This is a genomic window from Parabacteroides chongii, assembly GCF_029581355.1.
Lineage (GTDB): Bacteria > Bacteroidota > Bacteroidia > Bacteroidales > Tannerellaceae > Parabacteroides > Parabacteroides chongii.
The window spans coordinates 4,561,405-4,573,547 of record NZ_CP120849.1; the positions used below are offsets into that span (position 1 = coordinate 4,561,405).

Consider the following 12,143-nt stretch of genomic DNA (forward strand, 5'->3'; position numbering starts at 1 on the left):
AAGGTTCTATATCTCAATTTTTTAAGGTAAATTTGCCGTCTCAAATGCAAAGTATGAAACAGACATTGAAAGAAAACGGAGGTCTGCCTGCTTCGATCCTCTGGACATTATCTATCGTGGCCGGCATATCGGTAGCCAATCTTTATTATAATCAACCGCTCTTAAATATGATACGGCGTGATCTCGACGTATCCGAATTTACAACCAATCTGATCGCGATGGTTACCCAGATCGGTTATGCGCTGGGATTGTTGTTTGTCGTACCGCTGGGAGATATGTACAAACGTAAAAAGATCATTATTACCAATTTTTCTCTTTTGGTACTCTCCCTGTTAAGCATCGCCGTCACTCCCAATATTCATATAATTTTGGTCGCTTCACTGGTCACGGGTGTTTGTTCCGTCATACCGCAAATATTCATTCCTATCGCCGCTCTCTATTCCAAACCGGAAAATAAAGGGCGCAATGTCGGGTTGGTCGTTTCGGGTCTGTTATCCGGAATACTGGTATCACGGGTGATCAGCGGACTGGTTGGAGAACTGTTCGGCTGGCGTGAAATGTACTATATTGCAGCCGGATTAATGGTCGTTTGCGGTATTGTCGTGATCACCGTATTGCCGGATATACGTCCGACATTCAAAGGAAAATATACTGAACTGATGAAATCGCTGCTTTCTCTTGTGAAAGAGTTTCCGGCATTACGCATTTACGCGATTCGGTCAGGGCTGGCTTTCGGTTCTTTCCTCGCTATGTGGTCATGTCTGGCATTCAAGATGGGGCAAGCGCCTTTCTTTGCCAATAGCGATGTGGTCGGTATGCTGGGACTTTGCGGAGTTGCAGGGGCCATGTCGGCATCACTTGTCGGGAAGTATGTCAAAAAAGTAGGTGTCAGATGCTTTAACTTCTGGGGATGCGGACTTATTTTGTTTGCCTGGTTGTTACTCTATTACGGTGGAAGTTTTTATATTTCCATCATAGCAGGTATAATTATTATCGATATTGGCATGCAATGCATCCAGCTCAGCAACCAATCGAGTATTTTCGAATTATGTCCGGCTGCTTCGAACCGGGTAAATACCATATTCATGACCACTTATTTTGTAGGCGGATCACTGGGAACCTTTCTTTCCGGAACTGCCTGGCAATTGTTTGGTTGGGCTGGTACAGCCTGTGTGGGTGTCTTGCTCTGCTGTGTTTCCCTGTCTGTTACTCTGCTGTCAAAAAGGAAAATATAAAGTATCCGGTCCATATTTAGAATAAAAAAGGGAGAAGCTAGTGTTAAGCCTCTCCCTTTTTGCCAAAGAACAGATCCGTTCTTGTTATTTTTTAGAGATTTCAATAACCCGGCTGGCAAGTTGTCTGCCCGAAAATACCGGGATTCCGACTTTCATCAGATATTCACCGGAGTATGTCTTTCCATTGCATTTCAATATCGATTTGGTACCCGGTAGTAAATTGATTTCCTTTATCTCGTACTGAGCATCCGGATTCAACCCTCGCAAACGTACCGGCTGCAGGTTTTCCGCATATCGGGGATGGATATCGAAAGCAAAAAGAACCGCTTTGTCTACCGCCTCATTTACATACATTACGGCTGAATGATTTCCCTCATAAGGAGACACCAGACGGTACAGATCCCCTTCCAAGATCTCTTTATTCAATCGGTTGAAGTTCTTCACTGCCCCCTTGCAATATTCCTGCTCTGCCGGAGTCATATCATGGATACGGATGTCAAAGCCCAACTTACCCATCATGGCTACATCTGTACGGAATTTCACACTGGCGCCTTTGTTCCAGCTTGTTACATGTGCCGCCATTGTCTTTGATGGGAAGAAATGGGAATATCCCCACTGGATGAAAATACGTTCGATAGGATCCGTGTTGTCACTCGGCCAAAACTCGGTGAAGTATTTCAATCCTTCGTAATCCGTACGTCCGCCGCCACCCGAACAAAGCATCATCGGAAGCTTCGGATATTTCGCCTTTACCCGTTCCAATACATTATACAATCCTCTCACATGTTCAATATACAAGTGGGATTGCTGGTCCTTCAAATAAGGTGAATAAATGTTGGTAATCGGACTGTTGCAATCCCATTTAAAATAAGCGATACCCGGATACTTCGTCATCAGGTTATCCACGATTCCGAATACATAATCCTGAACTTTCGGATTGCTGAGATCCAATACCAATTGATTTCTGAAATAATATTCCTCCCTGTTCGGTAGATGGATTACCCAGTCTTTATGTTTTTCATACAGTTCGCTCTTCGGATTCACCATTTCCGGTTCGATCCACAGGCCGAATTTTATACCTTTGTCAGTAGCTTCTTTCACCAGTTTGCCAATGCCGTTGGGCAGCTTGTCTGCTGTTTCATCCCAGTCTCCCAGACCCTGGCGATCACTGCTACGCGGATATTTATTGGCAAACCATCCGTCATCCAGCAGGAACATATCGACTCCGAGTGATTTCGCTTCGTCCATAATATCGACCAGTTTGTCTTCATTGAAGTCGAAATAAGTAGCTTCCCAGTTATTCAACAAGGTCAGGCGCGGCTTATCACCGTCTTTTACCTGGTATTTACGAGCCCATTTATGAAAATCGCGACTGGCTTTCCCTTTTCCTTCCGCACTGAAAGTAAAGATGAATTCAGGAGTCCGGAACACCTCTTTAGGCTTCAGGGAATATTCTGATGCATAGTTATTTATGCCTGAAAGGATACGCAGATTATTCAGGTTGTCGACTTCGAAGGTAAACCGGAAGTTTCCTGTCCAGCCGATTGTTCCGAAAAGGACTTCACCTTCATTCTCTTCTGCTTTCTCGTCCAATGCCAGCAAAAAGAAAGGGGAATTGAACATGTTTGCACGGCTTCCCAACTTTGTATCCAGTACCTTTTTGCCGAATGAAAGCTGTTGCTCGGTCATATTGACTTCGTGTGCCCAGTCACCTGCAAATTCTGTCAGAAAATACTTGTCACCGTTCAGATGCAGCATGGAAGAAGCATAATTATAGAGTGTAACCGGCTTTTTCTCCTGATGGGATATTTCGGTATAGGTCTTGATTATGTTCTCTTTGGCATACGCAATAAAATAAAGGTCTACTATGACGGGATACACATCATCTTTCAGCTTGATGACAGTTTCTGTAACTCCCGGTTGCAGCTCCCTGCTGTCGGAAGAAACATACTTCAGAAGCAGCGAAGGATTACCGTCATTATGCAAAACACGGATAGCCGGTTCGAAATAATCTTCCATTCCATGCGTAATATAGGCTTCCTTACCCATCGGTAACTGATCGATATCGCTGTCAAAACGAAGCTTTTGCCCCAGATACGACTGGTATAAACGACCGTTATCACCGACCTTAAAAATCAGGCTGGTATTTTCCGTTGTTATAGGGATAACGTTTTCATCACTGGCTCTCAGCGATATAGACAGAATCACCAAACAGATTAAAAGAAATAATTTGTTTCTCATTTTATTATTTTTACTTGGTTCAAAATATATAACTCTTACATACTCAAAAATTGAAAACAACTATCATACTATCATTTTTACGCATAAACATCTATAAATATGGTCTTTACAGTATGATAGTTGTCCTTTTCAACTATCATTTTACTATCACTGAACTATCACTGTCTATCTTGAAACAGGTTGCCGACAAATACAACTATCATGGTCTTCCGAATCTAATCAACGAAATCATATGGCTAATCTTCCGCTGATGCTTGTGCTTTCCATAAAACCCTACTATATCTTTTGACAAAGGTCAGTAGTAAAACTGATCGACACCCGGATCTCAAAAGCTTGACACCCGGGTGTTGACCTTAGTGACATCCGGATCTCTCTATCGATGACATCCGGGTGTTACAAATAATAAGTAACTTCCTTTCGCAAAAAAGGTAAGGAGGTTCTTCTGTTTATATAGTAACCTTATACTTCCAAAGCTCCGATAAGCTCTTTCGCAGACTTAAATCCATGTCTGTCCAAATACTCATTCATGCCGTCGATCACTTTCACCGATACGGTCGGATCAATAAAATTATAAGTTCCGATCTGTATGGCAGTAGCTCCCGCCAGCATAAATTCGACGGCATCTTTCCAATTGGAAATGCCGCCCAAACCGATGATAGGAATCTTGACAGCCTTATAAGTTTGCCATACCATACGGAGAGCAACCGGCTTTACACAAGGACCGGAAAGGCCACCTGTTATTGTAGATAATATAGGTTTGCGCTTCTCTGCATCGATAGCCATTCCGAGCATGGTATTGATCAGCGAAACAGAGTCGGCTCCTTCGGCTTCGACAGCTTTTGCAATCTCTGTAATGTCGGTTACATTAGGAGAAAGTTTTACAATAAGGGTCTTCGGATAAACTTTACGGACAGCCTTCACAACTTCAGCCGCACCACAGGTTGTCACCCCAAAAGCCATACCGCCTTGCTTCACATTCGGACAGGAAATATTCAGTTCGATGGCCGGAATTTTATCCAGCTCTGCGATTTTTTCTGCACATTCCACGTATGTTTCGACAGACGATCCGCTCACATTTACAATCATATTGGTATCGATATCCTTAATGGCAGGATAGATATTATCGACGAAATATTGGGCACCTTTGTTTTGCAGACCTACGGCATTCAGCATTCCGGAAGGAGTTTCCGCCATGCGGGGATACAGGTTACCTTCGCGTGGCTGGATAGTTGTTCCTTTCACAAAAATACCGCCCAGTCTTGAAATATCCATAAAGTCTGAATATTCCACTCCGTATCCAAATGTACCCGAAGCAGTCATTACCGGGTTCTTCAACTGCAAATTACCTATGTTTACATTTAACTCAGCCATGTCAATTTCTCTATATTAAATACGGGACCTTCAGTACAAACACATACATGACCTTCTTTCGTATTCTCTACACAGCACAGGCAAGCACCTATACCACAGGCCATTGTATTTTCAAGTGAGACTTCACATGTGATCGATTCAGCAGCTGCATATCTGGCTACCGCCATCATCATCGGCTTCGGTCCACATGTGTAAATCCGGTCAAAATGAACGTTTTTCAATACGGAATGGTTGGTTACATAACCTTTTTCCCCGAGAGAACCATCTTCGGTAGTTATGTGAACAGTTCCGATCTTTGTAAACTCATCCAACTGTAGTACATCATCCTTTGAACGTGCTCCTAACAGAAAGACAGGTTCAAAACCGGCGTTCTTCAGGGCAGAACCCAAACATAACATCGGGGCTGTACCGACACCACCACCGATAAGCAGCAATTTCTGATTTTTATCTTCATCGGCAGGAATTGTAAAACTGTTACCCAGTGGCAACATGATATTTACAATATCTCCGGGGCGATATTCTCCCATACGGCGTGTTCCATCGCCAATCAACTGGATAAGCAACCATAATTCATTGGTTGTCCGATCTACAAAATTGATTGAAATGGGCCGGCGAAGAAATGTTGTAGGAGAGTTATCCACCAGTACCTGAACGAACTGACCGGGAAGCATTTCCGGCAAAGTATCGTCGCTGGTTAATTTTAGCAGGCAATAATTTTTATGAAGGCGATTGTTTTCAGTAACCTTCATATCTAACATGTACTTCTTCATATAATATGATTACTCAATTTCTATACAAAGATACATGAATAAGATGTATATAGCAATGCTGGCTTAGTCTTTCTTGTTTTTTTCAGGAGTAAAAGTCTCAAATGTATTATCTGAATAGAATATCATTATTTTGCTCACATTTCTGGAAGGTTGTTCAGGAAGCACAATTTGTTCTATTACAGGTTGTTTAGGTGTGTTTACAGGTGTCTCAACCCTAATTTCCTTGCGATATTCGGGAGAATCCGGCTGGTTGGACGAATTTATCGTCGTATTTGTAAACAAATCGGGCTCAGTTAACACATGTTCGCGCATCATATTGCCTTTACCGAATAAAAGCCAGTCAGAATCTACATACGTAAACCGTTCCAAAATTTTTACCAGTACATCCAGGCTGGGATTATTTCTGCCGGATATAATATGTGACATAGCTGATCGCTGGATACCGATTGCCTCAGCAAATTTGGAAGGAGTTAGTCCTTCATGTTCCATTACTGCTAAAATACGATCTTTCATAACCAAAATGCGGATTATATATCAAAAATAGCTGCCAATATGACTGTTTACAAGAATTTAATACAGAATTAAATCATGACACAAATATAACACATTATTTCCAATTGTACAATTTATATTTATAATCATAAACCGATACAATTGTGATACATGTTGTACATTTGTAGCTGACACGTTTGTAAACCTATACAAGAAAGCATAAAATAGGATTAAAGTTGTGTTAATGAATTTATATAATAAATACCTGTAAAATAGATCGTTATTGCTTTTCTATTTATGAAATAAAGAAGCAATTTCACATTTATATACGGAATAATAGGAAGAAATTAATGTATACAATTAATATATCTGGATAATGAGCTGGTTTTTGATGTATTATCATACATCTTTGTAGTAACAGTATTTAAACCTATTTTTATTGATTTATATTAGTAATGTATACTACTACATTTGTAACGCCATTCTATACTATACAAAAGTAACTTGCAGCGTTATCCGATTGTATACAAATATCTCTGATTACAAAAGTAACCTGCTTCAAGCTATATACCTTTGTAACATGATATCTTTTATTATAAAATGATCACTGCCAATATGTCTTGTTTTTGTTGTAACTCTTTCCTCTATGTGATATACTTTTGTATCCTATACCCTAAAAGTTGATTTTTTCGTGATATTTGTAAACAACTATACAGGAAGAAATAAATATTAAATTCTCAGAGGGGTAAAACATAAACCGAATCATTGAAAAACAAAACAGATACCCTATTTTTCCATGTTCGGAAATCTGACTGTTCTAGAAAAATAAGGGCAAAAAAACGTTATCAAGACTCGTAACGGCTAAAAAAGAAAAAAACTGCATATGGCGATCACTCCAGGATCATCCATATGCAGTTTACACTACCGATTCTATTTTTTTAATGAAGTATTTTATATAATAATTCTTTGAGTAAATCTGCATCCGAAGCAGAAGAGTTGTCTACTCCTTTTGACCTGGCATCAGTAGTCCGGATGTCACTGATCAAATTAAAAACTTTCATAGCAGGATAATTCCTTAACCCGGTCATATAATCTTTCACCTGAAAAGTCCCTCTTAAACCTAACGCTGTCATTAAGCCTGTTTCCGATCTGTCCTTCGTATAATAGCAGATTAACAAGTTTGAGAAATAATTAAAAATTACAGGAAGGGTCATCTGTATCGGATTACTTTTCGGGTTCTTTTCGAAATACTGAGCAATCCGGTTTGCTTTTAATACATCCTTTACTGCAATCGCTTTTATCAACTCGAAATTATTGTACTCTTTACTTATTCCGATATTTTGTTCAATCAACTCCGGCGTGACGCGTTTTGGGGCTTTTTCAGGCAAGATCAGAGCCAGCTTGTCCAATTCCTTACTTAGACGGCTTAAATCGTTTCCAAGGAAGTCTGAGAGCATTTGAGCGGCCTTTGGATCGATCCCGATGGAACGCTGCTGCATGAACGAAACGATAAACCCAGGCATTTTATAATCAGGAATCTTTTTCGCTTCGAACAAAACGCCTGTTTTTTCAGTAGCTGCAGCCAAAGACTTCCTTCTGTCCAGATTCTTGTACTTGTAATTGACAACCAGCACGGTCGATTTAAGCGGATTTTTCACATAATTGGTCAGCAATTCTATATCACGGACCAACTGTGCTTCACGCACGACCACCAGTTGATATTCAGACATCATAGGGAATCTCCTGGCGGCATTGATGATCATAGCCGCGTCTGTATCAGCACCATACATGATCATCTGGTTAAAGTCCCGTTCAGACTCCGACAACACGTTCTCAATAAGCAGATCGGTTATCTTATCCATGAAAAAGGGTTCTTCGCCCATTAAAATATAAACGGGCTGGAATTTCTTAGCAACGATATCCCGGCATATTTCCTCGAACGTATTTTCTTTTTTAGCCATAATAAAGCATTAAATATTACCAACTGAACCGGATATGACGAACTGTTTTTTTATCATCGATGATTTGACGGAGGGCTTCGATACCCAATTTTACATGTTCGGGAGCAAAGTTACGGGTAACAACCCGGTCGCTGGCTTCTGTTTTAACCCCATCTTCCTCCAAAGGCTTATCCGAGATCATCAGCAAGGCTCCCGTCGGTATTTTATTGGCAAAGCCAGCTGTAAGCAGCGTGGCTGTTTCCATATCGATACCGGTGGCATGCGTACGTTTCAAGTATTCCTTGAAAGAAGTATCGTATTCCCAGACACGGCGGTTCGTTGTATAAATCGTTCCGGTCCAATAATCTTTCCCCTGGTCTCGAACGGCAGAAGAAATGGCACGCAACATCGAAAATGCAGGGAGCGACGGGACTTCGGCCGGCAGATATTCGTTGGAAGTTCCTTCTCCACGAATGGCGGCGATCGGCAATACATAATCACCCAAATTATTGGCTTTCTTCAAGCCACCGCATTTACCTAGAAATAAGACGGCTGTCGGACTGACGGCTGACAGCAAATCCATGATTGTTGCCGCATTTGCGCTCCCCATGCCGAAATTAATAATCGTAATACCTTCCGCCGAAGCATTCGGCATGGAACTTTTCAGTCCGAGTATGGGCACATTAAAAGATTCGGCAAACAGCTCTACGTATTTGGTAAAGTTCGTGAGTAATATATACTTATCAAAATCTTCCAGCTTACGATCGGTATAACGAGGCAGCCAATTTTCAACGATTTCTTGTTTTGTTTTCATAAATCATTACCTTTGAGGGTACAATCATAGTGTATAATATAAACGACAAATATAATAAATGCTGTCATTAAATTTACCAACATTCGCTGCTAAAGTAAAGGAAAAAGATGGGAAGCACGTCATATTCGATCCGGTGCGCCGTAAATTTGTTGCTCTAACCCCTGAAGAGTGGGTACGGCAACATTTTGTGAATTATCTGATTAGTGACAAGGGATATCCCAAAGAACTCCTGGCCAATGAAGTTCCTTTAAAATTGAACGGCACATCCAAACGATGTGACACGATTGCATATAACCGCTTTTTAACCCCTTTAATGATCGTAGAGTACAAAGCCCCCCATATCGAGATCACGAGTTCCGTATTCGACCAGATAGTGCGTTATAACATGGTATTACACGTGCGTTACCTTGCAGTCAGCAACGGTATCTGCCATTTCTGCTGCAAAATAGACTACGAAAATTTGACTTATTCTTTTTTGGAAGGAATTCCGGAATATGATGTGCTGGAATAAACAAAACTGGTAAAAAAAGACAATAGATTTATTCTTATTCATCTGAAAACAGGACAGATAATAAGTATTAGATTTTTTCACACAAAGCCTCTCCCCTTATCCTTCAACGTCTAATTGCCGGATAAGGGTTCGTCAGCCCAACCGGAGACTGTAATTCCTTATCAAAGATTTATCCAGGACTATATGATGTGTGAACCCCCTATTAGATTCAGCCAATCTTTTCTGTTCCCCCGCAAAAACAGAATCAGATATGACCGGAATCAACTGGGTCGTATGATCAATAGGAAAAGAGTCTCCTGTTTTTGCGACATGAACAGGCAGACATAACAAAATCAACACTCCGAGGAGCATTGTTGTCAATAATTCAGAAGTATATATAGTAATAAACTGGTGTAGCATTTCCGTATATTCATAATTATACGGAACAAACATAGCAATATTTATTTAATAAACAAACATTTACTGAATAAATATTGCTATTTGGAGTATTTTTATAAAACTGATGCAGTTTTATTATAATAAATGGCCACGGAGTCCACTCGAGGAGTATCGGACTTATGAATATACACAGAATTATCAATTCCATGTATTGGCTGACTTATTTCTTCTTTTTCATTAAAAAGAAGAGAGTAACCTAGTATAACTGCGAAAAAAGATAGAATCAACAACTTCATAATCTTGCTCAATTTTATGTCTATATTAGCTAAGATGTAATAAGAACGGAAAATGCTGCATGATATTACAAAAAAAGGGAAGAAAATATTATTTCTTCCCTTTTTATTTATTGAGGCTTGTAAATACCTACCGTTTTTTATGCACCGAAGTCATCGAAGTGTAACATTTCGCGAGGTACACCCAAATTGTCAAGCATATTTTCTACCGCTTTCGACATCGGGCCCGGACCACACATGTAATATTCGATATCTTCCGGAGCTTCGTGATCCTTCAGATAAGTATCGTAAATTACCTGATGAACGAAACCAGCTGTATACTTCACGCCTGCTGCATCAGCTGCAGGATCCGGGCGGTCAAGCGCTAGATGGAAAGTAAAATTCGGGAATTCTTTTTCTATTTCCAGGAAGTCTTGCAGATAGAACACTTCATTCAATGCACGTGCACCATAGAAGTAAGACATCTTACGATCTGTTGTCTTCAATGTCTTAGTCATGTGCATGATCTGAGCACGCAACGGAGCCATACCGGCACCACCGCCGACCCACATCATTTCTCTCTTAGAGTCGAAGATCGGATGGAAATCACCGTAAGGACCGCTCATGATTACCTTATCACCCGGTTTCAGGGTAAAGATATAAGAAGAAGCGATACCCGGCATCACATCTTGGAATCCAGGACCCTGTTCTTTCGGTTTGAAAGGAGGAGTTGCGATACGTACCGTCAACATGATACGGTCTCCTTCTGCAGGATAGTTGGCCATAGAGTAAGCACGGATAGTCGGTTCAGTGTTCTGACATTTCAGACCGAACAAACCGAAATTCTTCCATGCCGGCAGATAACCTTCACCGATCAGGTCTTTATCGATATCCTTGTCATAATCCATAGTATATGCAGGAATCTTGATCTGTGCATAAGAACCCGGAACGAAGTCCATGTGTTCACCCTTAGGCAGAGCAACGATAAACTCTTTGATAAAGGTAGCCACGTTCTTGTTGCTGATCACTTCGCATTCCCATTCCTTAACTCCGAATACTTCATCAGGAACTTTGATCTTGATATCTTCTTTTATCTTGGTCTGGCAACCCAGTCTCCAATGATCTTTAATTTGTTTACGAGAGAAGAAACCAACTTCCGTAGGAAGAATGTTTCCGCCACCTTCCGGCACCTGACAACGGCACTGTCCACAGCTACCGCTACCACCACAAGCAGACGACAGGAAAATACCTTCACTCTGAAGCGTATTCAATACTGTTCCACCAATGGGAACATCGTATTCCTTTTCTCCGTTAACAACCATCCTCACATTGCCCGATGGTATTAATTTTGCTTTCGCAAATAAAAGCGAACCAACAAGGATCAGTGTAATCACGAGGAAAACAACTGCTCCGACTGCAATGGTAAGTCCGCCCGACATTAATATAATCATCTTTATTCTTGTTTAATGCGTTAATACTTAGATCTTAAGTCCTGAGAAGCACATAAATGCCATACCCATCAGACCGGTAATGATAAAGGTAATACCCAGACCTTTCAAAGGCTTCGGTATATCCGAATAAGCCAGTTTTTCACGGATAGCAGCCATACCAACGATAGCCAGCATCCAACCGATACCAGAACCTAAACCGTATACAGTAGCAACTCCTACATTAGGAAATGCTCTTTGTTGCATAAACAGAGAACCACCCAGGATAGCACAGTTCACAGCGATAAGCGGCAAAAAGATACCCAGAGATGCATACAATGCCGGAGCAAATTTCTCAACAACCATTTCAACCAACTGCGTAAATGAAGCAATGATGGCGATGAAGATGATCAGAGAAAGGAAACTCAGATTCACTCCTGCATATTCAGCGCCTAACCAGCTCATAGCGCCTTCTTTCAATATATAATTTTCGAGCATATAGTTGATCGGCAACGTACATACCAGGATGAACGTTACAGCCATACCCAATCCTAAAGCAGTCTTTACGTTCTTGGAAACAGCCAGGAAAGAACACATACCCAGATAGTATGCGAAAATCATGTTGTCTACGAAGATCGAGCGGACAAACGTGCTTAAATATTCTTCCATTCTATTATTCGTTTAATAGTTTG

The 12,143-nt window shown here is 40.9% G+C and carries 10 protein-coding genes; 2 read left to right on the top strand and 8 right to left on the bottom strand.

Going from position 1 to position 12,143, the window contains the following annotated elements:
- Positions 1-53: 53 nt before the first annotated feature.
- Entirely contained in the window at positions 54-1,235 is a 1,182-nt protein-coding gene (locus tag P3L47_RS17265; protein ID WP_277781565.1) for an MFS transporter, read from the top strand.
- An 84-nt stretch (positions 1,236-1,319) separates the two neighbouring features.
- Here the strand turns inward: P3L47_RS17265 and P3L47_RS17270 are convergent, their stop codons facing one another.
- The 6 genes from P3L47_RS17270 to P3L47_RS17295 all read right to left on the bottom strand — a co-directional run bounded on the left by P3L47_RS17270 (position 1,320) and on the right by P3L47_RS17295 (position 8,863).
- Positions 1,320-3,476: an alpha-galactosidase gene (locus tag P3L47_RS17270; RefSeq protein WP_277781566.1), complete on the bottom strand. Its 2,157-nt coding sequence runs from the start codon at positions 3,474-3,476 to the stop codon at positions 1,320-1,322.
- A 459-nt stretch (positions 3,477-3,935) separates the two neighbouring features.
- Positions 3,936-4,847, bottom strand: a complete 912-nt coding sequence (locus P3L47_RS17275; RefSeq protein WP_122360005.1) for a dihydroorotate dehydrogenase — start codon at positions 4,845-4,847, stop codon at positions 3,936-3,938.
- On the bottom strand, positions 4,835-5,617 hold the full coding sequence (locus P3L47_RS17280) for a dihydroorotate dehydrogenase electron transfer subunit (RefSeq protein ID WP_277781567.1): 783 nt from the start codon (positions 5,615-5,617) through the stop codon (positions 4,835-4,837). Before P3L47_RS17280 ends, P3L47_RS17275 begins: the two co-directional genes overlap by 13 nt.
- Before the next feature lie 63 nt (positions 5,618-5,680).
- On the bottom strand, positions 5,681-6,130 hold the full coding sequence (locus tag P3L47_RS17285; RefSeq protein WP_277781568.1) for a helix-turn-helix domain-containing protein: 450 nt from the start codon (positions 6,128-6,130) through the stop codon (positions 5,681-5,683).
- A gap of 917 nt (positions 6,131-7,047) precedes the next feature.
- Entirely contained in the window at positions 7,048-8,070 is a 1,023-nt protein-coding gene (gene holA / locus P3L47_RS17290) for a DNA polymerase III subunit delta (RefSeq protein WP_122360007.1), read from the bottom strand.
- A 16-nt stretch (positions 8,071-8,086) separates the two neighbouring features.
- Complete coding sequence (locus P3L47_RS17295; protein ID WP_122360008.1) at positions 8,087-8,863, bottom strand: AMP nucleosidase; 777 nt, start codon at positions 8,861-8,863, stop codon at positions 8,087-8,089.
- A gap of 58 nt (positions 8,864-8,921) precedes the next feature.
- Between P3L47_RS17295 and P3L47_RS17300 the strand changes: the two genes are divergently transcribed.
- On the top strand, positions 8,922-9,374 hold the full coding sequence (locus P3L47_RS17300) for a type I restriction enzyme HsdR N-terminal domain-containing protein (protein WP_277781569.1): 453 nt from the start codon (positions 8,922-8,924) through the stop codon (positions 9,372-9,374).
- Positions 9,375-10,185: 811 nt separating this feature from the next.
- Here P3L47_RS17300 and nqrF read toward each other — a convergent pair.
- Both nqrF and nqrE read right to left on the bottom strand, forming a co-directional pair.
- Positions 10,186-11,475: an NADH:ubiquinone reductase (Na(+)-transporting) subunit F gene (nqrF, locus tag P3L47_RS17305; protein ID WP_082211848.1), complete on the bottom strand. Its 1,290-nt coding sequence runs from the start codon at positions 11,473-11,475 to the stop codon at positions 10,186-10,188.
- Between the two features lie 27 nt (positions 11,476-11,502).
- Positions 11,503-12,120: an NADH:ubiquinone reductase (Na(+)-transporting) subunit E gene (nqrE, locus tag P3L47_RS17310; RefSeq protein WP_007656841.1), complete on the bottom strand. Its 618-nt coding sequence runs from the start codon at positions 12,118-12,120 to the stop codon at positions 11,503-11,505.
- Positions 12,121-12,143 lie beyond the last annotated feature (23 nt).

Bases quoted from the DNA above. Each gene is read 5' to 3' on its own strand.
- nqrF (WP_082211848.1), bottom strand. From the start codon at position 11,475: ATGATTATATTAATGTCGGGCGGACTTACCATTGCAGTCGGAGCAGTT.
- P3L47_RS17295 (WP_122360008.1), bottom strand. From the start codon at position 8,863: ATGAAAACAAAACAAGAAATCGTTGAAAATTGGCTGCCTCGTTATACC.
- P3L47_RS17270 (WP_277781566.1), bottom strand. From the start codon at position 3,476: ATGAGAAACAAATTATTTCTTTTAATCTGTTTGGTGATTCTGTCTATA.
- P3L47_RS17285 (WP_277781568.1), bottom strand. From the start codon at position 6,130: ATGAAAGATCGTATTTTAGCAGTAATGGAACATGAAGGACTAACTCCT.
- P3L47_RS17280 (WP_277781567.1), bottom strand. From the start codon at position 5,617: ATGAAGAAGTACATGTTAGATATGAAGGTTACTGAAAACAATCGCCTT.
- P3L47_RS17275 (WP_122360005.1), bottom strand. From the start codon at position 4,847: ATGGCTGAGTTAAATGTAAACATAGGTAATTTGCAGTTGAAGAACCCG.
- nqrE (WP_007656841.1), bottom strand. From the start codon at position 12,120: ATGGAAGAATATTTAAGCACGTTTGTCCGCTCGATCTTCGTAGACAAC.
- P3L47_RS17265 (WP_277781565.1), top strand. From the start codon at position 54: ATGAAACAGACATTGAAAGAAAACGGAGGTCTGCCTGCTTCGATCCTC.
- P3L47_RS17300 (WP_277781569.1), top strand. From the start codon at position 8,922: ATGCTGTCATTAAATTTACCAACATTCGCTGCTAAAGTAAAGGAAAAA.
- holA (WP_122360007.1), bottom strand. From the start codon at position 8,070: ATGGCTAAAAAAGAAAATACGTTCGAGGAAATATGCCGGGATATCGTT.